General features: G+C 67.0%; 24 protein-coding genes and 1 tRNA gene. 15 read left to right on the forward strand and 10 right to left on the reverse strand.

The window, feature by feature from the left end; all coding sequences use genetic code 11:
- Window positions 1–22 precede the first annotated feature (22 nt).
- From shn_RS19630 to shn_RS19655, 6 genes are read right to left on the reverse strand one after another with little or no spacing between them, the layout of a single operon-like run.
- A complete protein-coding gene (locus tag shn_RS19630; protein WP_064331918.1) occupies window positions 23–1336 on the reverse strand; it encodes an alanine racemase in 1314 nt (437 codons plus the stop codon).
- The gene (locus shn_RS19635; protein ID WP_064331919.1) at window positions 1329–2285 is read right to left on the reverse strand and encodes an amidohydrolase; all 957 of its coding nucleotides are present in this window, start codon (window positions 2283–2285) and stop codon (window positions 1329–1331) included. Before shn_RS19635 ends, shn_RS19630 begins: the two co-directional genes overlap by 8 nt.
- The gene (locus shn_RS19640) at window positions 2282–3238 is read right to left on the reverse strand and encodes an ABC transporter permease (RefSeq protein ID WP_371328574.1); all 957 of its coding nucleotides are present in this window, start codon (window positions 3236–3238) and stop codon (window positions 2282–2284) included. Before shn_RS19640 ends, shn_RS19635 begins: the two co-directional genes overlap by 4 nt.
- Complete coding sequence (locus shn_RS19645; RefSeq protein WP_064331920.1) at window positions 3220–4185, reverse strand: ABC transporter permease; 966 nt, start codon at window positions 4183–4185, stop codon at window positions 3220–3222. The genes shn_RS19640 and shn_RS19645 overlap by 19 nt, the downstream gene beginning before the upstream one ends.
- Window positions 4182–5690 carry a sugar ABC transporter ATP-binding protein gene (locus tag shn_RS19650; protein WP_064331921.1) on the reverse strand — a complete coding sequence of 503 codons (1509 nt, stop codon included), beginning with the start codon at window positions 5688–5690 and terminating at the stop codon, window positions 4182–4184. Before shn_RS19650 ends, shn_RS19645 begins: the two co-directional genes overlap by 4 nt.
- Before the next feature lie 19 nt (window positions 5691–5709).
- The gene (locus tag shn_RS19655) at window positions 5710–6780 is read right to left on the reverse strand and encodes an ABC transporter substrate-binding protein (protein ID WP_064331922.1); all 1071 of its coding nucleotides are present in this window, start codon (window positions 6778–6780) and stop codon (window positions 5710–5712) included.
- 225 nt (window positions 6781–7005) lie between these two features.
- Here shn_RS19655 and shn_RS19660 point away from each other — a divergent pair, with 225 nt between their 5' ends.
- Window positions 7006–7788 carry an IclR family transcriptional regulator gene (locus shn_RS19660; RefSeq protein ID WP_064331923.1) on the forward strand — a complete coding sequence of 261 codons (783 nt, stop codon included), beginning with the start codon at window positions 7006–7008 and terminating at the stop codon, window positions 7786–7788.
- A 10-nt stretch (window positions 7789–7798) separates the two neighbouring features.
- Here the strand turns inward: shn_RS19660 and shn_RS19665 are convergent, their stop codons facing one another.
- The gene (locus tag shn_RS19665) at window positions 7799–9016 is read right to left on the reverse strand and encodes a TIGR03862 family flavoprotein (RefSeq protein WP_064331924.1); all 1218 of its coding nucleotides are present in this window, start codon (window positions 9014–9016) and stop codon (window positions 7799–7801) included.
- Between the two features lie 105 nt (window positions 9017–9121).
- On the opposite strand from shn_RS19665, the gene shn_RS19670 reads away from it, so the two are divergent.
- Window positions 9122–9523, forward strand: coding sequence for a cupin domain-containing protein (locus tag shn_RS19670; RefSeq protein ID WP_064331925.1), 402 nt, complete (start codon window positions 9122–9124; stop codon window positions 9521–9523).
- Window positions 9524–9547: 24 nt separating this feature from the next.
- On the opposite strand, the gene shn_RS19675 is transcribed toward shn_RS19670, so the two are convergent.
- Together shn_RS19675 and shn_RS19680 are read right to left on the reverse strand one after the other, a co-directional pair.
- Window positions 9548–11170 (reverse strand): ABC-F family ATP-binding cassette domain-containing protein, encoded by a 1623-nt coding sequence (locus shn_RS19675; protein WP_064331926.1) that lies wholly within the window; start codon window positions 11168–11170, stop codon window positions 9548–9550.
- Between the two features lie 115 nt (window positions 11171–11285).
- Window positions 11286–11375 (reverse strand) — tRNA-Ser (locus tag shn_RS19680).
- Window positions 11376–11715: 340 nt separating this feature from the next.
- Between shn_RS19680 and rplU the strand changes: the two genes are divergently transcribed.
- The 4 genes from rplU to shn_RS19700 all read left to right on the forward strand — a co-directional run bounded on the left by rplU (window position 11716) and on the right by shn_RS19700 (window position 13726).
- Window positions 11716–12087: a 50S ribosomal protein L21 gene (rplU, locus tag shn_RS19685; protein WP_064331927.1), complete on the forward strand. Its 372-nt coding sequence runs from the start codon at window positions 11716–11718 to the stop codon at window positions 12085–12087.
- Between the two features lie 25 nt (window positions 12088–12112).
- On the forward strand, window positions 12113–12382 hold the full coding sequence (gene rpmA / locus shn_RS19690; RefSeq protein ID WP_064331928.1) for a 50S ribosomal protein L27: 270 nt from the start codon (window positions 12113–12115) through the stop codon (window positions 12380–12382).
- A gap of 124 nt (window positions 12383–12506) precedes the next feature.
- Window positions 12507–13139 carry a GNAT family N-acetyltransferase gene (locus shn_RS19695; protein WP_064331929.1) on the forward strand — a complete coding sequence of 211 codons (633 nt, stop codon included), beginning with the start codon at window positions 12507–12509 and terminating at the stop codon, window positions 13137–13139.
- Window positions 13136–13726 carry a GNAT family N-acetyltransferase gene (locus shn_RS19700; protein ID WP_064331930.1) on the forward strand — a complete coding sequence of 197 codons (591 nt, stop codon included), beginning with the start codon at window positions 13136–13138 and terminating at the stop codon, window positions 13724–13726. Before shn_RS19695 ends, shn_RS19700 begins: the two co-directional genes overlap by 4 nt.
- A 39-nt stretch (window positions 13727–13765) precedes the next feature.
- Here the strand turns inward: shn_RS19700 and shn_RS19705 are convergent, their stop codons facing one another.
- On the reverse strand, window positions 13766–14626 hold the full coding sequence (locus shn_RS19705) for an endonuclease/exonuclease/phosphatase family protein (protein ID WP_064331931.1): 861 nt from the start codon (window positions 14624–14626) through the stop codon (window positions 13766–13768).
- 79 nt (window positions 14627–14705) lie between these two features.
- Between shn_RS19705 and obgE the strand changes: the two genes are divergently transcribed.
- From obgE to shn_RS19750, 9 genes are all read left to right on the forward strand, one after another.
- On the forward strand, window positions 14706–15716 hold the full coding sequence (obgE, locus tag shn_RS19710; RefSeq protein WP_064331932.1) for a GTPase ObgE: 1011 nt from the start codon (window positions 14706–14708) through the stop codon (window positions 15714–15716).
- A gap of 1 nt (window position 15717) precedes the next feature.
- Window positions 15718–16890 carry a glutamate 5-kinase gene (gene proB / locus shn_RS19715; protein WP_064331933.1) on the forward strand — a complete coding sequence of 391 codons (1173 nt, stop codon included), beginning with the start codon at window positions 15718–15720 and terminating at the stop codon, window positions 16888–16890.
- Window positions 16883–18160 (forward strand): glutamate-5-semialdehyde dehydrogenase, encoded by a 1278-nt coding sequence (locus shn_RS19720; RefSeq protein WP_064331934.1) that lies wholly within the window; start codon window positions 16883–16885, stop codon window positions 18158–18160. Before proB ends, shn_RS19720 begins: the two co-directional genes overlap by 8 nt.
- 36 nt (window positions 18161–18196) lie before the next feature.
- Complete coding sequence (locus tag shn_RS19725; RefSeq protein WP_064331935.1) at window positions 18197–18805, forward strand: nicotinate-nucleotide adenylyltransferase; 609 nt, start codon at window positions 18197–18199, stop codon at window positions 18803–18805.
- Between the two features lie 40 nt (window positions 18806–18845).
- Window positions 18846–19319: a ribosome silencing factor gene (gene rsfS, locus shn_RS19730; RefSeq protein ID WP_064331936.1), complete on the forward strand. Its 474-nt coding sequence runs from the start codon at window positions 18846–18848 to the stop codon at window positions 19317–19319.
- 78 nt (window positions 19320–19397) lie between these two features.
- Window positions 19398–19880: a 23S rRNA (pseudouridine(1915)-N(3))-methyltransferase RlmH gene (gene rlmH / locus shn_RS19735; RefSeq protein ID WP_064331937.1), complete on the forward strand. Its 483-nt coding sequence runs from the start codon at window positions 19398–19400 to the stop codon at window positions 19878–19880.
- 218 nt (window positions 19881–20098) lie between these two features.
- Window positions 20099–21451 carry a murein hydrolase activator EnvC gene (locus tag shn_RS19740; RefSeq protein WP_245337328.1) on the forward strand — a complete coding sequence of 451 codons (1353 nt, stop codon included), beginning with the start codon at window positions 20099–20101 and terminating at the stop codon, window positions 21449–21451.
- A complete protein-coding gene (locus shn_RS19745) occupies window positions 21441–22763 on the forward strand; it encodes a S41 family peptidase (protein WP_064331939.1) in 1323 nt (440 codons plus the stop codon). The genes shn_RS19740 and shn_RS19745 overlap by 11 nt, the downstream gene beginning before the upstream one ends.
- A gap of 185 nt (window positions 22764–22948) precedes the next feature.
- Window positions 22949–24154, forward strand: coding sequence for a divergent polysaccharide deacetylase family protein (locus shn_RS19750; protein ID WP_064331940.1), 1206 nt, complete (start codon window positions 22949–22951; stop codon window positions 24152–24154).
- The last annotated feature ends 8 nt before the right edge of the window (window positions 24155–24162 follow it).

Raw genomic sequence — 24162 nt, forward strand, 5'->3', positions numbered from 1 at the left:
TTTTCCTTTCTTCGTGGGAGGGTCAGCCGAAGCTGGTGGGATAGGCCGCCGTGACCGTGTGGTCGGGAGCAAGGCCGTAGAGGATCGCGTGCCGGTCGAGGCAGGTGCAGGGATGCGAGATGCCGAACTCGACCACGTCGCCGATACGCATATCGCTGCCGGCGGGAAGCGAAACGAAGGCATGCTGGTCGTTGAGGCGGAGCACGTCGGCCCCGGCAAGGCCGCCAAGCAATGCCCCGTCGCGATAGAGCGCCAGCGGCCGCGGCAGGCCCTGGTCCATCGCGACATCGCGCAGGCCCATGCCGCAGATCGCAAGGCCCGGCTCGGGCAGCGACAGCACCTCGGCCCAGACCCGCAGCGCCGGCCTGAAGCCGCTACCGGCCAAACGGACCTGCCCGCCGAAGCGGAAGCCCGCACGGGCATCCAGCCCGGCAAGGCCGCGCTCGTAGACGCCGTGATCATGGAAGAAGATCGCGCCGCTGCGCAGCACGAGCCGGCTGTCGGGATCGGCGGCGACGGCGGCGGAGAGGCCGGCCACCACCCGGTCGAAGAAGACCGAGCCGCCCGCCGTCACGATCAGCGGCCGCGCATCGCCGACACGGGCGCGGACCCCAGGCAGGAAGGCCGCCGTCAGCGCCACCAGCCCGTCGATCCGGCGCAGGGTCTCTTCCGCGTCCGCCGTTGCGGCGGCGCCCTCATAGGTCGCGATGCCGGTGAGCCGGAAGGCGGGCGTTTCCGCGGCAAGGATGGCATCAAGGATCGCGCCCGCCGCTTCGGCGCTGCGCACCCCGGCACGGCCGGCGCCGAGCTCGACGAGGAGCCCGAGCGGCGGGAGGCCCTTGCGCCCCTGCCAGGCGGCCCGCAGGGCGTCGACCAGGTCGACCGAATCGACGAAGACGTGCAGCTCCGCATCGGGATGGTTTGCGGCAAGCGCCGCGAGCCGGCGCGCGGCCGCCGCACCGCCGATCTCGTTGGCGAGGATCAGCCGGCGCTGGCCGGCCTTCAGCAGCACGGCGGCCTGGCGGATATCAGCCACCGTGGTGCCCCAGGCGCCGGCCGCCAGCAGCGCGCCGGCAAGCGCCGCCGACATCGGCGTCTTCGCATGGGGCGCGATGGCAATACCGTGATCGCGCACATAGTCCATCATCAGCGCGACATTGCCGGCAAAAGCCGCCTGGTCGAGCGAGATCAGCGGCAGCGCCATCGCGCCGTCATAGGGCTTCCAGCCCTGCCTGCCGACGGCATCGAGCGGCAGGGGCGCATGGCCCGGCGGAAAGCCGCGGATACGGTCGTCGATCACGGGATTGTCCGGTCCGGTCACGGAAAGGTCAGGCATGATTTCCTCCCCTGGCCGCGACGGGATCGGCGATCCCGAGGCGATAGGTGTCGTTGGCGGTGGTGAAGAAGAGGGCACGCTGCTCGTCGAGCGACAGCGGTTCGGCAGCCCCGCGAAAGACGGCATAGATCGCGTCGAACGAGGCATGCAGGCCAGCGACGGGAAAATCGCAGGCGAACATCGCCCGGCGAGGGCCGAAACAGGTAAGGCAATGCGCGATCACCGGGTGCAGGCTTTCCGGCGTCCACTTATTGTCATAGGCGACGAGGTCGGAGATCTTCAGCCGCACATTCTCTTCGCGGCCGAGCGCCGCAAGGCCGCCGCGCCAGAGCGCCATGCCCTCCGCGCTGCGATCGGCCGGGCTGCCGCCATGGTTGAGCACGAAGAGCGTCTGCGGAAAGGCGCGCACGAGATCGAGCGCCTCGTCCATCTGCCAGGGATAGAGCATGAGGTCGAAGACGAGATCGTGCCGGGCGAGATGGGACAAGCCGGCGCGCCAGGCGGGATCGGCCATGCGGTGGGCGCGGGAGGCGAAGCTCTTTGCCGGCTCCGGATGCCAGCTAACGATATCGCGGATACCGGCGACGTCGGGATTGGCCGCCTCCGCCTCGATCAGGCGGGCGGCGTCGGGACTGTCGAGCGGAACGCGGGCAACGCAGCGCTTCGCCACGCCGGACGTCCGGTCGAGACCGGCGAGCCAGCGGCTTTCCTCCAGCGGGTGGGCATCGGACCAGCCGGCCTCGACATGCACGCTGGCCACCACGTTCTGGTTCGCCGTATCCCGGCGGTAGTCTTCCACGCCGTAGTCCCGCAGGATCGGCGCGAGGCTGCCATAGACCATTTCCCCGCCCTCTGTCCGCGCCCTTTCCAGCCAGGGGTGACGCTTCAGCGAGAGGTCCCAAAGGTGGTGATGCGGGTCGATCACCGGCCCGACATAGCGCACCGTCATCGCCGCGCCTCGCGGCCGGAGATGAGCAGAAGCGCGAGGATCAGCGAGCCGAACATGATGGAGCGCCAGCCCGGCGAGGCATTGACGACGGTGATCAGCGCCGTGGTGGTGACGAGCAGGATGGCGCCGGGAATGGTGCCGGCATAGGTGCCGCGCCCGCCGAGGATGGAGGTGCCACCGAGCACGACCGCGGCGATCGACATCAGGAGATAGGGATCGCCGATGCCGACATAGCCCTGCCGGTTCATGCCGAGCACCAGGATGCCGGCAAGCCCCGCGAAGAAGCCGGACAGCGCATAGAGGAGCAGCGTGTTCCTGGCCACGCTGACGCCGGAAAGCCGGGCGGCCAGCGGATTGGCCCCGAGCGCGAGGAAGCGCGCGCCGAGCGGCATGCGGTGGATGATGAGGAGCACGACAATCGAGACGGCGATCCAGAGGAGGATGCCGGCGGGAATGCCGAGGGGACGGGCCTGGCCGAGCAGGATGACCGCCGGATTGCCGACCGTGACGGCGCTGCCGCCGGCGACGATGACGAGCAGCCCCTGGAGAAACGTCGCCATGGCGAGCGTCATGATGATCGGCGGCACGCGCAGATAGGCCGCGCCCGCCCCGTTGAGGAGGCCGATGCCGGTGGCGAGGGCAAGGGCGAGCACGATGCCGACGAGGCCGGTCGGGTCGGCGGCCGGCGAGATCAGCGGCAGCAGGATCGCCGTGACGGTGATGACCGCCCCGACGGAGAGGTCGATGCCGCCCATCAGGATGACCAGCGTCTGCCCGGCCGCGACGATGCCGATGACGGCGGCAAGCTCCAGGAGATAACGCAGGTGCCCGTAGGCGCCGAAGCCGCGCAGCGTGAGGCTGGCGACGAGCCAGACGAGGGCCACCAGGAGGAAGGTCAGGAGCGGCGGATTGCGGAACACGGCTTTCGCGGCCTTCATCGCCTTGCCCTCCATTGCTTCAAGAGTTCCGGCACCGCCACGGCGCCGACGATGATCAGGCCCTGCGCGACATATTGCGCGACCGGCGGGAAACCGAGGAAGAACATGACGTTGATCATGACCGAGAGCAGCAGGCTGCCGCAGATCGCGCCGCGCATCGTGCCCTTGCCGCCGAGGAAGCCGACGCCGCCGAGCACGGCGGCCGCGATGGAATTCAGCGTGGAGGGCGTGCCGATGACCGGATCGCCCGAGCCCGTCTGCGCCGCGACGAAGAGGCCCGCCAGCGCCGCCAGCAGGCCGGACAGCGCGAAGGCGACGATCTTCACCCGCTCGACCGGAACGCCGGAGCGGAAGGCGCCGATCGGGTTGTCGCCGGCGGCATAGATGCCGATGCCGAGCGGCGTCGCCAGGAACGCCTTCCAGCCGAGGAGGATGGCGACGAGCAGCAGGAAGGCGACCGGCGTGTGGCCGGCGAGCGTCGTCGACAGCCAGTCCGGAATGAAGCCGCCCGGACGCGGCAGCAGGATCAGCGCGACGCCGGTGATGATGAAGGAACCGGCCAGCGTGACGATGATGGCCGGCAGCCGCAGATGGGCGACGATGGCGCCGGTGACGGCGCCGATGGCAAGACCGGCAAGCGCGACGGCGAGGATGCCGCCGGGAACGCCCAGCGCGCCGCCCATGGTCGTCGCCGCGATCACCGCGCCGAGGCTGACCAGCGGGCCGATGGCAAGCGTGATGCCGCCGTTCAGCATCAGGAGCGCCTGCGCCATGGTGACGAGCGCCAGCGGGAACCAGTTCTGCGTGAACTTGGAAAAGCCGCTGACGGAGAGGATGCCGGGAAACAGCACCGCATAGAGGACGAGGAAGGCTGCGACGACCAGATAGAGGCCGCCGAGGCCGCGATTGCGGCCGCGCTGGATGGCGCCGTAAAGCCAACCGGAGGACGGAACGGCGCTCATGCGGCCTCTCCCTGTTCGTGGATGCCCATGGCGGCGCCGACGATGGCCTCCTCGCTGATCGCCGCGCCGGAAAGCCGGGCCGCGACGCGCCCTTCGCGCAGCACGACGACGCGATCGCACAGATGCACGAGTTCCGGCGTATCGGAGCTGGCGAGGATGACGAGCCTTCCTTCGGCGGCAAACGCGCGCAGCATGAGGTAGATCTCGCGCTTGGTCTCGATATCGACGCCGCGCGTCGGATCGTTGAGCAGCAGGATGGACGGATCGAGCGGCAGCCACTTGGCGAGCGCCACCTTCTGCTGGTTGCCGCCGGAGAGCGCCTGCACCGGCCGGGCGACGTCGCCCTTGATCGTCAGGCGCCGCGCCAGGTCGGCGATCAGCCCGGCCTCCGCCGCGCGGTCGCGAAAACCGCGGCGGGCGAGCCGGCCGAGCGAGGGCAGGATGAGATTGGCGGCGATGGAATGAGGCAGGACCAGCCCCTCATGCTTGCGATCCGCCGGCACATAGACGATGCCCGCGGCATTCGCCTCGCCGACATGGGCGGGCAGGCGGGGAAGGCCGGAGACCTCGGCATGGTCGGCCCGTGCTGGAATGGCGCCGTAAAGGCCGAGCAGCAGGTCTTCCTGCCCCTGCCCGACAAGGCCGCCGATGCCGACGATCTCGCCGGCGCGGGCGGAAAAGCCGATCTCGCGCACGAGGCCGGCCGAGAGTTTTTCGACGCTTATGCGCGTCGCGCCGGGCGCGGCGACCGGGCGCGGCGGGAAGAGATCGCCCGTCTCGCGGCCCACCATGAGGCGCACGAGCCCCTCGCCGTCGATGCCGGCCAGCGACTGGTCCGCCGTGACGCCGCCGTCCTTCAGCACCGTGACATGGGCGCAGAGCGCCTGCACCTCGTTGAGCCGGTGGGAGATGTAGAGGAGCGCCGTGCCGCGATCGCGCAGCGTCCCGATGAGGCGGGCGAGAATGCCGGCCTCATGCGCGGAAAGCGAGGAGGTCGGCTCGTCGAGGATCAGCACGCGCGGCTTGCGGAACAGCGCCTTGGCGATCTCCACCATCTGCCGGCGGCCGAGCGAAAGATCGGCGACCGGCATGTCGAGCGGCTCGGTGAGCCCCACCATGGCGCAGACCTCCCGCACGCCCTTCTGAAGCGCGGCATAGTCGATGAGGCCGAAACGCCGCGGAAAGGCGCCGAGCCCGATATTCTCTGCGATCGACAGGTCGGCGGTGAGGCTCAGCTCCTGCTGCACCACGGCAATGCCCGCGGCGCGGGCGGCGGCCGGGCTGAAACGCCCGATCGGCCGGCCATCGACGAGGATGGCGCCGCCGTCCGGCTGGAGAGCGCCGGAAAGGAGATTGATCAGCGTGGATTTTCCCGCGCCGTTCTCCCCGAGCAGGGCATGGACCCTGCCCGGATGAAGGGCGATGTCGACGCCCTTCAGAACGGGATTGCCGAAAAACCCCTTGAACACCTGCCGGGCCTCCAGCAGGGGTCTTGTTTCCGTCATGACGGCATCCTTCGCGGAATTACTGGGCGAGCAGCTTGTCGAACAGCGCCTTGTCGTAATCCGAGTAGATGTAGCCGTCGGCCGGGAACTGGTCTGCACGAGCGAGGTAGGTGTCGATGGTGCTGTCGTCGATGACGGGCAGCGGCACCTTGACGAAGGCCGGCACGTCCTTGCCTTCCAGCGCCTGCACGGCCGTGTAGACGGCGAGCGCACCGAGCCAGTTCGGCTGCATGGTGGCCCAGCCCTTCAGGCCCTTTTCCTTCCACAGTTCGAGGAACTGGCGGGCGTTCTCGCCGGTGATCGGCACCTGCTCGCGGCCCTGGCGGTCGAAGGCCATGACGGAACCGGCCGAGATCGCGCCGCCGAGCGAGAGCACGCCGTCGATCTCCGGATTGGCGAAGAGCAGGCTGGTCATCGCTTCCTGCGCGGGGGCGGAATTGTACTCCGTATTGGTCTCGGTGATGATTTCGAGGCCCGGATTGGCGTCGAGCACCGGCTGGGCGCCCTTGCGGCGGTCATCGCTGACGGAAATGCCGGCCGGGCCGTTCATGACGATGATCTTGCCCTTGCCGCCGAGCTGGTCGGCAAGCCACTTGGCAGCGCCCGCGCCCCATTCGCTGGAATCGGTGTTGATCTTCGCCGTCACCTTGTCCGTGTTGACGAGGCTGTCGAAGTTCACCACCGCGATACCCTTGTCGCAGGCATCCGAAATGACGCGGTCGAGCGCATTGGAGGAGCCGGCGATGACCACGATCGCATCGACATTGGCGTCGATCATCGACTGGATGTGCTGGATCTGCGTCTGGGCGTTGCCCTGCGCGTCCGTGATCATCAGGTCCTTCACAAGGCCGGCCGTCTTCAGCTCCTCGACCTCGGCGGCAATGGTGCCTTCGGTCTGCTTCATCCAGGTCGGCACCGAATAGATGTTCGCCCAGCCGACCGTATAGGGCGCCTTGCGGTCGCCCTTGATGCAATTGGCGGCGGCCGAGGCGCTGCCGGCCGAAAGGGCAAGGATGGCCGCAGCGGCGGCGACGCCCGCGAGAAGGCGGCTGCGCCGCGAAACGGTCGGGCTGTTTTCAAGCGTTTTCATGTCGTTCCCCTTTTTTGCGGCAGCAGATACGGGCTTGCCATCCGTTAATGTCCAATATATTGAACATATGATCCTTATAATGGACGATGTGATCTTATGCCGAATTTTCCGCCCTGCAAGGGGAGGTCGAAAATTTCGCATGCGACGACGACCGGCCGCCGCGGATTGACAGATCGCACGGGCGGCGGGAGAAGCGTGACGAGGACGAAGGCAGGAACAGACGAGATGGATGCTATTGCGGATGATGCAGGCGGCAAGCGGGCCCGGGGGCTCGATCGCGCCTTCGAGATCCTCGATTTCCTGCGCCAGAAGCGGCAGGCGCTGAAGCCGAACGAGATCGCCGCGCAGATCGGCGCGCCGCGCTCATCGGTCTACGAGCTGGTGAACCTCCTCCTGCGCAACGGCATCCTGGAATTCACCGGCGGCGACGGCCGCGTCTATCTCGGGCGGAAACTCTATTTCCTCGGCGCGGCCTACGAGAACCATTTCGACTTCACCCGCGAATGCGAGGCGGCACTGGAGCGGCTGGCCGGCGAAACGCGCGAGACTGCGCAGTTCTGCATGCTGGATGGCAACAAATACACCGTCGTGCACATGCGCGAGGGCGCAAGGCCCTTCCGCATCTCCACCGATATCGGCCAATCGGTGCCGATCCCGTGGACCGCTTCCGGCCGCCTGCTCGTTGCGCATATGACGGACGAGGAGATCCTCGCCTTCATCCCGCCGCAGGATTTCCAGCTTCCGGGCGGCGAATGGCTCGACCCGCAGGCCTTCCTCACCGAGGTGCGCCAGGCCGGGCACGAAGGCTTCTTCACCTTCAACAGCATCGTCGACAGCTTCACCCATTGCTTCGCCGTGCCGGTCATGGACGAGGGGCATGCCGCCGCCACGCTGTGCCTCGTCACCCCGCGCGACGACGGGCTGGCCAATCGCGATCGCTACCTCACCTGCCTGAAGGATGCGGCCGCCAGCCTCAGCCAGGCGCCGACCCGGCCGAGGCGCGGCTGACTGCTCGGGCTTAACCCGCCCGATTGGACAGCCAGCGATCGATACCCTCGGCCGCCGCCCGACCGGTCGCAAGGCAGGCCGTCAGCAGGTAACCGCCGGTCGGCGCCTCCCAGTCGAGCATTTCGCCGGCCACGAAGACCCCCGGCAGGGCCTTCAGCCCATAGTCCGCATCGACGGCATCGAATCGGATGCCGCCCGCCACGGAAATCGCCTCCGCGATCGGCCGCGGCCGGACGAGAGGGACCGGCAGCGCCTTGATCGCCGCGGCCAGCGCGCCGGGCGGCAAGGCCGGGACCTCACGGACACATTCCCGCAGCAGGGCCGCCTTGACCCCGTCGAGGCCCGCGCCCTTGCGGAGCCGGCTGGAAAAGCTCGCCTTGCCGCCCTGCCGGGCCAGGTCGGCCGCAAGCCGCGCGAGGCTGCGCCCGGGTGCAAGATCGAGCGTGAGGGAGGCCGCGCCCGACGCCTCCAGCGCATCGCGCAGCGCCGCCGCATGGGCATAGACGAGGCTGCCCTCGATGCCCGTCTTCGAGACGACGAATTCGCCGGGGATCGTGCCCGCCGCGGACTGCGCCGTGACGCCCTTGACCGGCGCGCCGGCAAAGCGCTCGGCGAAGACCGGCGACCAGTCCACGTCGAAACCGCAATTGGCCGGGCGGAAGGGCGCGATGCCGACGCCCCGTTCCGCAAGGCCATCGACCCAGGCCGCATCCGAGCCGAGCCGCGGCCAACTCGCGCCGCCGAGCGCCAGCAGGACCGCATCGAACGCCATCACGACCGCGCCATCGGGCGTCTCGACACGCAGCCCTTCCGGCGCAAACCCCGTCCAGCGATGGCGCACGCGGATGGCGACGCCCTGCCCTTCCAACCGCGCCCGCCAGGCCCGCAGCAACGGCGAGGCCTTCATGGCGACCGGAAACACCCGTCCCGAGGACCCGACAAAGGTCTTTGTGCCGAGCCCCTCCGCCCAGGCCCGCAGATCTTCGGGCGTGAAGGCATCGAGCGCCGGCCGCAGATGCGCGCCCGCCGCGCCGAAGCGGGCGGCGAAACGGTCATAGGGCTCGGAATGGGTGATGTTGAGACCCGACTTTCCGGCCAGCAGGAACTTTCGCCCGATGGTCGGCATGGCTTCCAGCACGCTCACCGCATGGCCGCGCGCCGCAAGCACCTCCGCCGCCATCAGCCCGGCCGGCCCGCCGCCGACGATCCCGATCCGCCGCTTGTCCATTCCGCACCGCCTTGAAACCCTGCGCCGTTCTCATAAATCGTCTCCGGCGGCTTCGCCAGCATTCTTGCCGGTATATGATCCGCACAGCAGAATCAGGAGACGGATATGGACATCAAGCGCAACGGCACCAGCCCCTCGACGCCAGGCCCGGCCGACTATTTCACCGGCAAGGTCCGCCTCGACACGCCCTTCAAGGCGCAAGCGCCCGGCCGCGCCGGCGGCGCCATCGTCACCTTCGAGCCCGGCGCCCGCACCGCCTGGCACACCCATCCGCTGGGCCAGACCGTCATCGTCACATCAGGCCTCGGCTGGGCGCAGCGCGAGGGCGGGCCGATCGAGGAGATCCGCCCGGGCGACGTCGTCTGGTTCCCGCCCGGCGAAAAACACTGGCACGGAGCGACGGACAAGACCGCGATGACCCACGTCGCCGTCGCCGAAGCGCAGGATGGTTCGCCCGTGACCTGGCTGGAACAGGTGACGGACGAGCAATATCTCGGCAAGGCGTGAGAACCAGCCGCTCGCCCCTTTGGCTCAGTTCGGAAGGCCGGGCGCCTCGTGGCCGGTCTGGGCGACATAGTCGGTATAGCCGCCCGGATATTGATGCACGTCGTCACCGTTGAGCTCCAGCACGCGGTTCGACAGCGCGCCGAGGAAATGGCGGTCGTGCGACACGAAGAGCATGGTGCCCTCGTATTCCGAGAGCGCCTTGATCAGCATTTCCTTGGTATCGAGGTCGAGATGGTTCGTCGGCTCGTCGAGGATCAGGAAGTTCGGCGGATCGAACAGCATCGCCGCCATCACCAGCCGCGCCTTCTCGCCGCCGGACAGAACCCGGCACTTCTTCTCCACGTCGTCGCCCGAAAAGCCGAAGCAGCCGGCGAGCGTGCGCAGCGGCCCCTGCCCCGCGCGCGGAAACTCCGCCTCCAGCCACTGGAACACGGTCAGGTCCCCGTCGAGCAGATCCATAGCATGCTGTGCAAAATAGCCGACCTTGACGCTCGCCCCGATCGTCACGCTGCCCGTATCCGGGCGCGCCGCCCCGGCGACGAGCTTCAGCAGCGTCGACTTTCCGGCCCCGTTGATGCCCATCACGCACCAGCGCTCCTTCCGGCGGATGAGGAAGCTGAAATCCCGGTAGATGGACCGGCTGCCATAGGCCTTGTCGACATTCCTGAGGCTGACGACGTCCTCGCCCGAGCGCGGCGCCGGCTTGAACTCGAACAGGACCGTCTGGCGACGGCGCGGCGGCTCGACGCGCTCGATCTTGTCGAGCTTCTTGACCCGGCTCTGCACCTGCGCGGCATGGGAGGCACGCGCCTTGAAGCGCTCGATGAACTTGATCTCCTTGGCGAGCATCGCCTGCTGGCGCTCGAACTGCGCCTGCTGCTGCTTCTCGTTCTGCGCCCGCTGCTGCTCGTAGAAGGCATAATCGCCCGAATAAGTGGTGAGCGAGCCGGCATCGATCTCGATGATCTTCGTCACGATGCGGTTCATGAACTCGCGGTCGTGCGAGGTCATCAAAAGCGCGCCGTCATAGCCCTTCAGGAACTGCTCCAGCCAGATCAGGCTTTCGAGATCGAGATGGTTGCTCGGCTCGTCGAGCAGCATGACGTCCGGCCGCATCAGGAGGATGCGCGCCAGCGCCACCCGCATCTTCCAGCCGCCGGAGAGCTTGCCGACATCGCCGTCCATCATCTCCTGGCTGAAGCTCAGGCCCGCCAGCACCTCGCGCGCCCGGCTTTCCAATCCGTAGCCGTCGAGCTCCTCGTAGCGCGCCTGCACCTCGCCATACCGCTCGATGATGGCGTCCATCTCGTCGAGCCGGTCCGGATCGACCATCGCCGCCTCGAGCGCGCGCAGCTCCGCGGCGACCGAACTCACCGGCCCCGCCCCGTCCATCACCTCGGTGACGGCGCTGCGCCCTTCCATCTCGCCGACATCCTGGCTGAAATAGCCGATCGAGACCGCCTTCTCGACCGAGACCTGCCCCTCGTCCGGCGCCTCCTGCCCGGTGATCATGCGAAAGAGCGTCGTCTTGCCGGCCCCGTTCGGCCCGACAAGCCCGATCTTCTCTCCCCGGTTCAACGCGGCGGACGCCTCGATGAACAGGATGCGATGGCTGTTGGACTTGCTGATGTTCTCGATGCGGATCATGAAAAACCGGGCCTCGTCGTGTCCCGCGCCCTATGCCATGACGCACCGCACCAAGTCCATGCGCCCGCCGCAGGAAAGCAGGCAAATCACGCAGTAATGCTAAGAAGGAAGTTTATGGCGGAGAGGGTGGGATTCGAACCCACGATACCCTTGCAGGTATGCCGCATTTCGAGTGCGGTGCATTCGACCTCTCTGCCACCTCTCCGCATCAGGTCGGCGCCTTTTGAGCGCGGGCGGTACATAGCGGGTGTCGGGCGGGGTTGCAAGGGGGCTGGGGCGCGGAAAGTTCATCTATTTGTCATGGTGACGGAAATCCCCTTGACAGTTTTCATGGCCTCACCTATTGCGCAAGGTGCAGTGGCATAGGTCTGACCCGTGCCGCAACGCTGGTTCTTTGTGCCGCCCGGCCTTGTCTATTGCAAGCGCCTGTCTCGCAACGAACCGCTTGAGCCGGCGGTGCGCCAATGCATCGCCATTACCGACTGACAAAAAGACGGCCTTGCCTTCAGAGGCAAAGAGCCGGCACGAACATGAAAGGATAAAATATGTTCGCAGTCATCAAGACCGGCGGTAAGCAGTACCGCGTGGCCGCCAACGACGTCCTGACGATTGAAAAGCTGTCGGGCGACGCAGGCGCCAAGATCGAATTCACCGAAGTGCTGATGGTCGGCGTCGGCGCCGATGCCACGATCGGCGCGCCCTTCGTCGAAGGCGCCGTCGTGACGGCCGAAGTCGTCGAGCATGGCCGTGGCAAGAAGGTCATCGCCTTCAAGAAGCGCCGCCGCCAGAACTCGAAGCGCTCGCGCGGCCATCGTCAGCACAACACGACTGTCCGCATTCTCGACATCGCCGCAGCCGGCAAGGCAAAGAAGGCTTCCAAGAAGTCCGAAGCCGCCGCTGAAGCCGCAGCCGAATAATCTGGACAGGTAAAGGAGAACTCCCATGGCACACAAAAAAGCTGGCGGCTCCTCGCGCAACGGTCGCGATTCCGAGTCCAAGCGCCTTGGCGTGAAGAAGTTCGGCGGCGAAGCCGTCGTCGCAGGCAACATTATCGTCCGTCAGCGTGGCACGCAGTGGCATCCCGGTGCCAATGTCGGCCTCGGCAAGGATCACACGATCTTCGCCCTTACGGCTGGCAATGTGAATTTCCGTACGAAGGCCAACGGTCGCGTCTACGTGTCTGTCGCCCCGAAAGCGGAAGCAGCGGAATAAGCCGGTAGCGCTCTAAAACAGCCGGCGTCTCATCGACCCGGCTGACGCTACAGGTTCAGGCCTGAAGAAAAAAGGGGAGATGGGGCAAGACTCATCTCCCCTTTTTGCTCTGGAGGACTGAACCATGCAGACCGAATTGTTAAGGGACGACCAATCACGGTCTCCCAAGGAACGGCTGAGGCCTGAACGGTCGAGGACCGATTGCCCGATCTTGCTGTCGCAGAGGCTCGTCATGAGAGCCCCGCACGAAGACGACATCGACGCCCTTGCCCATCTCGCCAACAACGCCAATATCGCCAACATGGTCGCCCGCATGCCGCACCCCTATACGGTCGCGGATGCTGCCGATTTCGTGCGACGCACACGCGCCGGCGCGATTGGCAAGTGCGTCTATGCCATTACGAAAGCCGACAACGGTGCCTTCCTCGGATGCTGCGGGATCGAACCGCACGAGGACGGGCGGACGGTCGAGCTCGGCTATTGGCTGGGCGAGCCCTACTGGAACCAGGGTTATGTCACCGAGGCGGCCCACGCGCTGATCGACATGGTCTTCCGCACCCGCGACATCGAGCAGATCGATGCGCGCTGCCGGGTCATGAACATCCCCTCGCGCCGGGTCATCCAGAAGTGCGGCTTCCAGTTCCAGGCGACCGGCATGGTGCAGAGCCTTGCCGTCGGCGGCATGGTGCCCGTCGAATGGTACCGGCTGGACCGCAAGACCTGGGTCTCGCTGAAGAGCTGGGGAGGCATGCGATGAACGCCATGCAGACCCAGATGGAACGCGCGTCCGTCGCCGGCCCCGGGCCCTGCCCGACCGTCGCGACGGCGCGCCTCGTCCTGCGCCCGCACCGCATGTCCGATGCGCAGGCGATCGCCCAGTCGCTGAACGACTTCCAGGTCTCGCGCATGCTGGCGCGGGTGCCCGCGCCCTATGACCGGCAGGATGCGGCCGAATGGCTTTCCGTCGCCACCACCGATCTCGCCGAGGGCTGGGCCTTCGCCATCACCGCGGGGGACGACGTGCATATCGGCTGCGTCTCCTTCGAGCGCCGCCGCGGCGGATGGGAGCTCGGCTACTGGCTGAACCGCTTCTACTGGGGACGGGGCTATATGAGCGAGGCCGTGCATGCGGCGACGGCGCGGTTCCTGATGCGGATGCCCGGCACGGACATCCGGTCCGGCATCTTCGCCGACAACGTCGCTTCGCTCAGGGTGCAGGAGAAGGCGGGCTTCCGCATCACCGGATGCAGCGATCTCTTCTGCGTCGCCCGTGGCGCGATGGTGCCGCATATCGAGACGCGGCTGGAGCCGGGCGATTTCCGCCCGGCGGCGCCGCGGCACTGAAAAAGAGCGGGGCGGAGAGATCCGCCCCGACCATGACGGTCACGACAGTTCGAACCAGACCGGCAGATGATCGGAACCGAAGGCGGTCTCGTCGACCCAGGCGTCCGTCAGCCGTTCCACGAGGCCATGGCTGAGGAAGCAGTAATCGAGGAAGAGGCGCTCGGCATGGTTCTTCGGATCGACCCAGCTATAGCTGGCGGCATGGCGCTTGCCGAGACCGGCCAGCGCGTCGACCGGATGGGTGGCACGGATCTGCCGGCCGTAGAGCGCATCCACGCCGCCGACCATCTCGCAATATTCCGGCGATTCCGGCACCATGTTGAAATCGCCCATCAGCACGTAGTCCTCCGGCACCGGCGGCTCGGCGAGGCCGAATTCATGGGCGCCGGAAATCGCGCCGCCCTCGACGGGGTAGAGCCGCGCACGATCCTTGAGGGTGCGGATCTGCGCGATGCGCTCGTCGCGGTGCACGTGGTCGAGATGCACGGAATAGACGCGGAGCGGCCCCCTGGGCGTGGCGATCACCGCCTCGGTCGCGCCGCGCTGCAGGTTCAGCTTGTCGAGGGTGCGCGTGCGCGGCAGGAGGATGGTGCGGGTCGACAGGATCGGCCAGCGCGAGAAGATCATGTTGCCGAACTGGAAGCGGCGGTTGACCACGCGGCCCTGCTCGATCGCCGAGCCCGCATCGAGATCGCAGGCCGCGCCGAAGACGGAATAGTGATTGGCAAGCAGCGTCTGCAACTCGGCGACCATGTCGACATGGTCGTTGCGGCTGAAATTGCGGGTCACTTCCTGCAGCGCGATGATATCGGCGCCGTGAATGCTGGAGACGATGCGCGGCAGATCGAACCGGTTGTCGAGACCGATGCCGTACTGGACGTTGTAGCTGACGAATTTCACGATAGTCTTTGACCTCTCACGGAAGCGGCTATATCGAAGACGGCACTATGAAAATACGAGAAAAGCGAACGGCGAGCCGATGAAGTTCCTGGACGAAGCAAAAGTCTATATCCGGTCCGGTGACGGCGGGGCAGGGGCTGTCTCGTTCCGTCGTGAAAAATTCGTGGAATTCGGCGGCCCCGATGGCGGCGATGGCGGGCGTGGCGGCGATGTCTGGGTGGAGGCCGTCAACGGCCTCAACACGCTGATCGACTTCCGCTACCAGCAGCATTTCAAGGCCGCGACCGGCACGCACGGCATGGGCCGCAACCGCACCGGCGCGAACGGCGCCAGCGTGACGCTGAAGGTGCCGGTCGGCACGCAGATCTTCGAGGAAGACAACGAGACGCTGATCGTCGACCTGGTGACGGAAGGCCAGCGCTTCAAGCTGGCCGCCGGCGGCAATGGCGGCTTCGGCAATGCGCATTTCAAGTCGGCGACCAATCAGGCGCCGAACTGGGCCAATCCGGGCCTGGAAGGCGACGAGAAGACCATCTGGCTGCGCCTTAAGCTGATCGCAGATGCGGGCCTCGTCGGCCTGCCCAACGCGGGGAAATCGACCTTCCTCGCCACCTGCACGCGGGCCCGGCCGAAGATCGCCAACTATCCCTTCACCACGCTGCACCCCAATCTCGGCGTCGCGACGATCGACGGCGGCGAGTTCATCCTCGCCGACATTCCCGGCCTCATCGAGGGCGCGCATGACGGCATCGGGCTCGGCGACCGGTTCCTCGGCCATGTCGAACGCACGCGCGTGCTGCTGCACCTCGTCTCCGCGCAGGAGGAGGACGTCGCCAAGGCCTACAGGACGGTCAAGCACGAGCTGGAAGCCTATGGCGGCGGCATCACCGACAAGCCGGAGATCGTCGCGCTCTCGCAGATCGACCTGCTCGACGAGGACGAGCTGAAGAAGAAGACCAAGGCGCTGGCGAAGGCGAGCGGGCAGACGCCGTTCCAGATTTCCGCCGTCGCCAATGTCGGCATGACGGGCACGCTCCGGGCGCTGCGCGACATCATCGTTGAGGCGAAGAACTCCGGATCCGACGACTGAGATGACGAAGCACCGCAAACCGCTCGGAAAACACCGCCGGATTGTGATCAAGATCGGCTCGGCCCTGCTCGTCGACCGCGCGAGCGGCCTGAAAAAGGCCTGGCTCGACGCCATGTGCAGGGACATAGCGGCGCTGCGCGCCGGCGGCACGGAGGTGCTCGTCGTCTCCTCCGGCGCCATTGCGCTCGGCCGCTCCGTGCTGAAAGTGCCCTCGGGCGCCCTGAAGCTGGAGGAGAGCCAGGCCGCCGCCGCCGTCGGCCAGATCGCGCTGGCCCGCGCCTGGTCGGAAAGCCTCTCGATGGACGGCATCGTCGCCGGCCAGATTCTCCTGACGCTGGGCGATACGGAGGAACGGCGTCGCTACCTCAACGCCCGCGCGACGATCAACCAGCTCCTGAAACTCGGCGCCGTGCCCATCATCAACGAGAACGACACGGTCGCGACGACGGAAATCCGCTACGGCGACAACGACCGGCTCGCCGCGCGCGTCGCCACCATGACCGGCGCCGACCTGCTCGTCCTGCTCTCCGATATCGACGGGCTCTACACGGCCCCGCCGCATCTCGACCCGGAGGCGCGTTTCCTCGAAACCATCGCGGCGATCACGCCCGAGATCGAGGCCATGGCTGGCGGCGCGGCCTCGGAACTGTCGCGCGGCGGCATGCGCACCAAGATCGATGCCGGCAAGATCGCGACGGGCGCGGGCTGCGCCATGATCATCGCCTCCGGCAAGGTCGACCACCCGCTGCGCGCCGTCGAGCAAGGCGCGCGCTCCTCCTGGTTCGCGCCCTCGGGCTCGCCGGTGACGGCGCGCAAGACCTGGATCGCCGGGCAGCTCCAGCCGGCCGGCCGGCTGGAGATCGACGCCGGCGCGGAAACGGCGCTGACCTCGGGCAAGAGCCTGCTGCCGGCCGGCGTGCGCGGCGTCTGGGGCACGTTCTCGCGCGGCGACACGGTCTCGATCTACGGCACGAACGGGCGCGAGATCGCCCGCGGGCTTGCCGGCTACGACGCGGACGAGGCCCGCATGATCATCGGCAAGAAATCGGCGGAGATCGCCGCTATCCTTGGTTATGCCGGCCGCGCCGCCATGGTGCACAGGGACGACCTCGTGGTGACCGGCCTTTCCGCGCCGCTCGCCGCCGAGGCGAAAAAGGACGTCAGCCATGCTTGACCAGGTCAGGACCGATATCGACAGCCTGATGGCCGAGATCGGCCGCAATGCCCGCGCCGCGGCGCGGCCGCTCGCCATCGCCACCGCCGAGGCGAAGAACCGCGCGCTTGACGCGATGGCCGCGGAAATCCTTGCCGGCCGCGATGCCATCCTCGCCGCCAATGCCATCGACCTTGCCAATGCCAGGGAAAGCGGCGTCGCCGCTTCCTTCATCGACCGGCTGACGCTGACGGCCGAGCGCATCGAGGGGATTGCGGGCGCGCTCCGCGACATTGCCGGCCTGAAGGACCCGGTCGGCGACGTCATTGCCGAATGGGACCGGCCGAACGGCCTGCATATCGAGCGCGTGCGCACGCCGCTCGGCGTCATCGGCGTCATCTATGAAAGCCGGCCGAACGTGACGGCGGATGCCGGGGCGCTGTGCCTCAAGGCCGGCAATGCCGTGATCCTGCGCGGCGGCTCGGACAGCGTGAATTCATCGCAGGCGATCCATTCCTGCCTCGTCGCCGGCCTCAAGGCCGCCGGCCTGCCGGAACACGCCATCCAGTACGTGCCCGTCACGGACCGTGCCGCCGTCGGCGCCATGCTGTCCGGTCTCGGCGGCACGATCGACGTCATCGTGCCGCGCGGGGGAAAAAGCCTCGTCGCCCGCGTGCAGAGCGAGGCGCGCGTGCCGGTCTTCGCCCATCTCGAAGGCCTCTGCCACATCTATGTCGACAAATCCGCCGATCTCGACATGGCGAAGACGATCGTCGTCAACGCGAAGATGCGCCGCACGGGCATCTGCGGCGCGGCAGAGACGCTGCTGATCGACCGCGCCGCGGCCGACACGCATCTCGCGCCGCTTCTTGAAGGTCTGCGCGCCGCCGGCTGCGAGGTGCGCGCGACGGACGAGATCCGCGCCCGGATCGAAAACCTTGTCGCCGCGACGGAAACGGACTGGTCGACCGAATATCTCGACGCCATCATCTCCGTCACGCTCGTCGACGGCATTTCCGGCGCGATCGAGCATATCAACCGCTGGTCCTCCGCCCATACGGAAGCCGTGATCGCCGAGGATCCCGCGGTCGTCGAGCGCTTCTTCACGGAAATCGATTCGGCGATCCTGCTGCACAACGCCTCCACCCAGTTCGCCGATGGCGGCGAGTTCGGCATGGGCGGCGAGATCGGCATCGCGACGGGCAAGATGCATGCGCGCGGCCCCGTCGGCGTCGAGCAGCTCACCTCCTTCAAATACCGCGTGCGCGGCACCGGACAGGTGCGGCCCTAAGTGACGTCGGACGCGGTTGCAGAGCGCTACCTGAGAATGCCGCATGCGGAAAAGGGCATGGCGATCGGCCTGTTCGGCGGCTCGTTCAACCCGCCGCATGAGGGCCATGCGCTGGTCGCGGAAATCGCCCTGCGCCGCCTCGGCCTCGACCAGCTCTGGTGGATGGTGACCCCCGGCAACCCCTTGAAGGACCACCGGAACCTCGCCCCGCTCGCCGAGCGCATCCGCCTCAGCGAGGACATCGCCCCCGGCCCGCGCGTCAAGGTGACGGCCTTCGAGAAGCGGCTTGGCCAGAGCTATACGGCGAAGACCCTCCAGCGTGTGCAGGCGCTCAACCGCGGCGTCCATTTCGTCTGGATCATGGGCGCCGACAATCTCGGCACCTTCCACCGCTGGCAGAACTGGCAGAAGATCGCCTGCACCTTTCCCATTGCCGTCATCGACCGGCCGGGCTCGACGCTCGCCTATCTCTCCTCACGCATGGCCAAGACCTTCGACTATGCACGCATCGACGAGGAGGATGCGATGTCGCTTGCCCGCCGCCGGGCGCCGGCCTGGACCTTCATCCACGGCCCCCGCTCGCCGCTCAGCTCCACGGCGCTGCGCAGCCAGGCGGCCCTAGAGAAAACCATCCCTCAGAAGTGACGTCTTGAAAGTGGTAACCTTTGATGCCTACATTTGGTAGGTGCCGGCCCGACACGCCGGTGCAAGACGTGCTTGTCCTGTTACACAGAAAGGAACGAACCTGACAACAGTGCACGCGAAGGGAAGCGTCATCGGCGTTTTCTCAAAGAGCGCGGGAAGGGGCGACGATGCCGCCGACCGTGCCCTTCAACTGGTCCTCGCAAGCCTCGAGGACTCGAAGGCAGAAGATATCGTCACCATCAACATTGCCGGCAAATCGGCGCTGGGCGACTACATGGTGGTCGTATCCGGACGCTCGAACCGTCATGTCATGGCGATTGCCGACCACCTCATCTCCGATCTCAAGGACGAAGGCCTGGGCAATGCCCGCGTCGAAGGCCTGGAGGCGGGCGACTGGGTGCTGATCGACACGGGCGATATCATCGTTCACGTGTTCCGGCCGGAAGTCCGGGAGTTCTACAACATCGAACGGATGTGGGCGGCTCCCGAGATCGAGGACGGCACCGTCCATTGAAATGACGCCGGGCGCCTGTCCGGCGAGGAAAAACGGTGGCGCGGCTTAGGCGTCACCCGAACGGACAGGGCTGCGGCGATGCGGGTTGGACTTTTTGCGGTTGGACGGCTGAAGGCCGGCCCTGAGAAGGATCTTGCGGCCCGCTACATGGACCGCTTCGCCAAGGCCGGCCCCGCGATCGGCCTGGAGCTCGGCAAGCTTGCCGAGGTCGGCGAAAGCCGCGCCGGCAATGCCGAGACGCGCAAGCGCGAGGAAGCGGCCCTGCTGCAGAAGGCGCTGCCCGACGGCGCCGTGCTGATCCTGCTCGACGAGCGCGGCAAGGCGCTCGACTCCCCCGCCTTTGCCGATCTCATCGGCGGGTTTCGCGATGCCGGCAAGCGCGAGCTGATGATCGCCATCGGCGGTGCCGACGGGCTCGATCCCGCCCTCTACGAGCGCGCCGACGCCACGCTCTGCCTTGGCAAGATGACCTGGCCGCACCAGCTCGTGCGCATCCTCATCGCCGAACAGCTCTATCGCGCCGTCACCATTCTCTCCGGCCACCCCTATCACCGTAGCTGACGCAAGCGTCACCGCCGCGCAAGGCTGGAGGCGCAGGATGGGCCGCAGCCGTATTTTCGGCGCGGTTTGTTGGCCAAGTGACGTTCTTGGCGAAAGCGCCAAATCAGCATAGAGCGGGGAGAACGGACGTTCGGGGAGCGATGAGGAAAGCCCAGACAACCAATCGGGGGGAAGGCGCCGGCCGTCTGCTGCGGCCGGCTTGGCTTTGTGCTGCCCTGATGCTGGCGCTTCTTCCCCACCCCATCGCCGCCGAGCCGAACGAGACCGGCGTCGCGCTGGAAAAGACGGGATCGCTGCCGAAGGCCGAGCCCGATCCGGCGGCCGCCCTGACGCTGCGCCGCGATAGCACGCGCCGTGAGCTCGAAGCGCTCTCCCAGTCCATCACGGTCTCCGAAGAGAAGACGAAACAGCTCGAAGCCGAGATCGCCAAGCTGGAAAAGACCCGCCAGACCCTGCGCGAGGAAATCGTCAAGTCGGCCGCCATGCGCAAGAGCATGGAGGAAAAGATCCTTGCCGGCGAAAAGCGGCTGGAGGGCATGCGCGAGCGCGAAGCGGGCGTTCGCGCCTCGCTGCACGAGCGCCGCGGCCTCCTGGCTGAGGTTCTCGCCGCGCTCCAGCGCATGGGGCGAAACCCGCCGCCCGCCCTGCTCGTCAATCCGGAGGACGCCCTCTCCTCGGTCAGGAGCGCCATTCTCCTCGGCGCGGTCGTTCCGGGCATCCGCAAGGAAACGGAAGATCTCGTCGACGACCTGACGGCGCTGATGGACATCAAGAGCGACATCGACCGCGAGCGCACGGAACTGACCGATGCCATGCAGCGGCGCATCGAGGAGGAAAAGCGCTCCGAACTGCTGGTCGCCCAGAACGAGGCGCTGGCGCAGACCAACAGCCGCACGCTGGCCGCCGAACGTCGCCGCGCCGAGGAACTCGCCGCCCGCGCCACCAGCCTCGAAGGCCTGATCGGCAGCCTGGAGCGCGACATCGGCTCCGTGCGCGACGCCGCCGCGCTCGCCCGCGCCAAAGAAGAGGAACGGCGGGGCCAGAGCGAGGCCGAGCGGGAGAAGGCGAGGGCGCTTGCCCGCGACAGCGTGCCCGACAAAAACCGCATTGCTCCGGCATATGAATTCTCCGAACTGCAGGCGAAACTGGACTTTCCCGTGGCGGGCGACGTTCTGCGCCAATTCGGCGAGGCGGACGGCACCGGCCATGATTCGCAGGGGCTGACGCTGGCGGCCAATCCGGGCGCGCTGGTCACGGCCCCCGCCGATGGGTGGATCGTCTTTGCCGGCACGTTCCGCAGTTATGGGCGCATGATCATCCTGAACGCCGGGGAGGGCTACCATCTCGTCCTTGCCGGCATGGACCGGGTGAGCGTGCGGGAGGGTCAGTTCGTCGTGGCGGGAGAACCGCTCGCCGTGATGGGCGAAAAAAGGGTGGCGAGTGTCAACGCTTTGACGCTGGAAACGGACAAGCCGACACTTTACATTGAATTCCGAAAGAACGGAAAACCGGTTGATTCCCGGCCGTGGTGGTCCGCTAAAAATTCTGGAAAGGCACGCAATGATACGTAGGGCTTCTCTTGTTCTCGTCGGTGCACTGATGGGTGCCACGGCGATGAGCGTCATCAACACGGCCACATTGCCGGCCGAAGCCGCCGGCTCGTCGACCTATCGCGAGCTTTCCATCTTCGGCGACGTCTTCGAGCGCGTGCGCGCGCAATACGTGACGCCGCCCAAGGAAGACCAGCTCATCGAGAATGCCATCAACGGCATGCTCACCTCGCTCGATCCGCATTCCTCCTACATGAATGCCAAGGACGCCGAGGACATGCGCACCCAGACGCGCGGTGAATTCGGCGGTCTCGGCATCGAAGTCACGATGGAAGACGAGCTGGTCAAGGTCATCACGCCGATCGACGACACGCCGGCCGCGCGCGCGGGCGTGCTTGCCGGCGACTTCATCTCCAAGATCGACGGCCAGGACGTGCGCGGCCTGAAGCTGGAGGAAGCGGTCGAGAAGATGCGCGGCGCCGTCAACACGCCGATCAAGCTGACGCTGATCCGCAAGGGCGCCGACAAGCCGATCGAGCTGACCATCATGCGCGACATCATCGCCGTGCGGGCCGTGAAATCCCGCGTCGAGAACGATGTCGGCTATCTCCGCGTCATCTCCTTCACGGAAAAGACCTATGACGACCTGGAAGCCGCGATCACCAAGATCAAGGAAGAGGTTCCGGCCGACAAGCTGAAGGGCTACGTGCTCGACCTGCGCCTCAACCCGGGCGGCCTGCTCGACCAGGCGATCAACGTCTCCGACGCCTTCCTGGAGCGCGGCGAGGTCGTCTCGACCCGCGGCCGCAACGAGGACGAGACCCGCCGCTTCAACGCGACGCCGGGCGACATCACCGACGGCAAGCCGGTCATCGTCATGGTCAATGGCGGTTCTGCCTCGGCGTCGGAAATCGTCGCCGGTGCGCTGCAGGACCTGCGCCGCGCCACCGTGCTCGGCACGCGCTCCTTCGGCAAGGGTTCCGTCCAGACCATCATCCCGATGGGCGATGCCGGCGCGTTGCGCCTGACGACGGCGCTCTATTACACGCCGTCCGGCAAGTCGATCCAGGGCACCGGCATCACGCCCGACATCACCGTCGAACAGCCGCTGCCGCCCGAATTGCAGGGCAAGCTGGAAGCCGCCGGCGAATCGAACCTGCGCGGCCACATCCAGGGCCAGAGCGAGACGCAGGAAGGCTCGGGCTCCTCGGCCTATGTGCCGCCGGAAGCCAAGGACGACCTCCAGCTTCAATACGCGCTGGAACTCTTGCGCGGCGAGAAGACCGACAAGGCCTTCCCGGCCAATCCGGAAAAGGCCGAGCTGAAGAAGTAACCCGCCTCCGCCGGGCCCGTGACGCACGGGCCCGGATTTATCCATGCACCACAAGCATGTCGTGATCGCAGAACCGCCGCACGCTTTTGCGTGACATGCTCTGGAGTCTTGTTTTACCGCATTCTCCGACGCCGAAGCGGTGCCGCTTCGGCTGGAAATGCTCTAGCGGCCGGCGCGGACTGACCTTGGGCACAGACATTCACGCACCTCTCGGCCAGAACCGCAAGGCAAGGCCCCGACCGGCGGGACCGTCGCGGTTCTCCACCGGCACGATCCTGTTCACGCTTGCCGCCATCGGTCTCATCGGCTTTTCGAGCTGGACCGCGACCGCCCCGAGCGGCCTTGACACCACGCCTTACAGCCCCCCGACGGAAGAAACCGTCGCGCAGGCGACCGCCGAAGGCAAGGCCGACCAGAAGACGGCGGCGGCGGCGAAGGACGGCGTGCGCCGCGCGAACGGCCTTTCCGGCGCCCGCGTCCAGGAAACGCTGACCGACGACGGCAATGTCGTGCGCACCTACACGCCCGGCACGCGCAGCGGCACCGGCCCGCTCATCATCGAGGCGAACCGCATCGGCCAGGACGCACGCTCCGCCGCCTTCCCGAACGAGGATCTGCTGGAGGAGACGTCCGACGGCAGGATCCCGATCATCGGCCTCGACGGCACGCGGCCGATGGACCAGTACGCCCGCCCCTGGTCCGGCGCGCGCGGCACGCGCATCGCCATCGTCGTCGGCGGGCTCGGCCTCAGCCAGACGGGCACGCAGCGCGCCATCCGCGAACTGCCGGGCGAAGTGACGCTCGCCTTCGCCGCCAGCGGCAACAGCCTGTCGCGCTGGATGCAGGAGGCCCGCCGCGGCGGCCACGAGATCTTGCTGCAGATGCCGCTGGAGCCCTTCGACTATCCGCAGAACGACCCCGGCCCCTATACGCTGCGCACCGATCGCGGCGAGGCCGGGAATCTTTCGGAACTGCACCGCGCCATGGCGCAGATCACCAACTATACCGGCATCGTCAATTTCATGGGCGGCCGCTTCCTGTCCGATGCCGACGCGCTGGAGCCGGTCATCCGCGACATTTCGAGCCGCGGCCTCTTCTTCCTCGATGACGGCAGTTCGGCACAGTCGCTGTCCGGCACCCTTGCCGGCGCCGTCGAGGCCCCGCACGCCTTTGCCGACCTCCAGCTCGACGGCGATCTGTCGCGTGAGGCGATCTTGAGGAAGCTCGACGAACTCGAACGCATCGCCCGGCGCAACGGCACGGCGATCGGCATGGCCTCGGCCTTCGATGAAAGTGTGGACGCGATCCGCGAATGGTGCGAGGAAGCAGGCGGCCGCGGCATCGAGATCGTCGGCGTCGCGTCGCTCGCAGCCGTTCCCGCCAAGCAATAGGACATTTC

Source organism: Shinella sp. HZN7 (genome assembly GCF_001652565.1).
Lineage (GTDB): Bacteria > Pseudomonadota > Alphaproteobacteria > Rhizobiales > Rhizobiaceae > Shinella > Shinella granuli.

What these genes read in the sequence shown, in the direction of transcription:
- shn_RS19630 (WP_064331918.1), bottom strand. Translation starts at nt 1,336, where the DNA reads ATGCCTGACCTTTCCGTGACCGGACCGGACAATCCCGTGATCGACGAC.
- shn_RS19635 (WP_064331919.1), bottom strand. Translation starts at nt 2,285, where the DNA reads ATGACGGTGCGCTATGTCGGGCCGGTGATCGACCCGCATCACCACCTT.
- shn_RS19640 (WP_371328574.1), bottom strand. Translation starts at nt 3,238, where the DNA reads ATGGAGGGCAAGGCGATGAAGGCCGCGAAAGCCGTGTTCCGCAATCCG.
- shn_RS19645 (WP_064331920.1), bottom strand. Translation starts at nt 4,185, where the DNA reads ATGAGCGCCGTTCCGTCCTCCGGTTGGCTTTACGGCGCCATCCAGCGC.
- shn_RS19650 (WP_064331921.1), bottom strand. Translation starts at nt 5,690, where the DNA reads ATGACGGAAACAAGACCCCTGCTGGAGGCCCGGCAGGTGTTCAAGGGG.
- shn_RS19655 (WP_064331922.1), bottom strand. Translation starts at nt 6,780, where the DNA reads ATGAAAACGCTTGAAAACAGCCCGACCGTTTCGCGGCGCAGCCGCCTT.
- shn_RS19660 (WP_064331923.1), top strand. Translation starts at nt 7,006, where the DNA reads ATGGATGCTATTGCGGATGATGCAGGCGGCAAGCGGGCCCGGGGGCTC.
- shn_RS19665 (WP_064331924.1), bottom strand. Translation starts at nt 9,016, where the DNA reads ATGGACAAGCGGCGGATCGGGATCGTCGGCGGCGGGCCGGCCGGGCTG.
- shn_RS19670 (WP_064331925.1), top strand. Translation starts at nt 9,122, where the DNA reads ATGGACATCAAGCGCAACGGCACCAGCCCCTCGACGCCAGGCCCGGCC.
- shn_RS19675 (WP_064331926.1), bottom strand. Translation starts at nt 11,170, where the DNA reads ATGATCCGCATCGAGAACATCAGCAAGTCCAACAGCCATCGCATCCTG.
- rplU (WP_064331927.1), top strand. Translation starts at nt 11,716, where the DNA reads ATGTTCGCAGTCATCAAGACCGGCGGTAAGCAGTACCGCGTGGCCGCC.
- rpmA (WP_064331928.1), top strand. Translation starts at nt 12,113, where the DNA reads ATGGCACACAAAAAAGCTGGCGGCTCCTCGCGCAACGGTCGCGATTCC.
- shn_RS19695 (WP_064331929.1), top strand. Translation starts at nt 12,507, where the DNA reads ATGCAGACCGAATTGTTAAGGGACGACCAATCACGGTCTCCCAAGGAA.
- shn_RS19700 (WP_064331930.1), top strand. Translation starts at nt 13,136, where the DNA reads ATGAACGCCATGCAGACCCAGATGGAACGCGCGTCCGTCGCCGGCCCC.
- obgE (WP_064331932.1), top strand. Translation starts at nt 14,706, where the DNA reads ATGAAGTTCCTGGACGAAGCAAAAGTCTATATCCGGTCCGGTGACGGC.
- proB (WP_064331933.1), top strand. Translation starts at nt 15,718, where the DNA reads ATGACGAAGCACCGCAAACCGCTCGGAAAACACCGCCGGATTGTGATC.
- shn_RS19720 (WP_064331934.1), top strand. Translation starts at nt 16,883, where the DNA reads ATGCTTGACCAGGTCAGGACCGATATCGACAGCCTGATGGCCGAGATC.
- shn_RS19725 (WP_064331935.1), top strand. Translation starts at nt 18,197, where the DNA reads ATGCCGCATGCGGAAAAGGGCATGGCGATCGGCCTGTTCGGCGGCTCG.
- rlmH (WP_064331937.1), top strand. Translation starts at nt 19,398, where the DNA reads ATGCGGGTTGGACTTTTTGCGGTTGGACGGCTGAAGGCCGGCCCTGAG.
- shn_RS19740 (WP_245337328.1), top strand. Translation starts at nt 20,099, where the DNA reads ATGCTGGCGCTTCTTCCCCACCCCATCGCCGCCGAGCCGAACGAGACC.
- shn_RS19745 (WP_064331939.1), top strand. Translation starts at nt 21,441, where the DNA reads ATGATACGTAGGGCTTCTCTTGTTCTCGTCGGTGCACTGATGGGTGCC.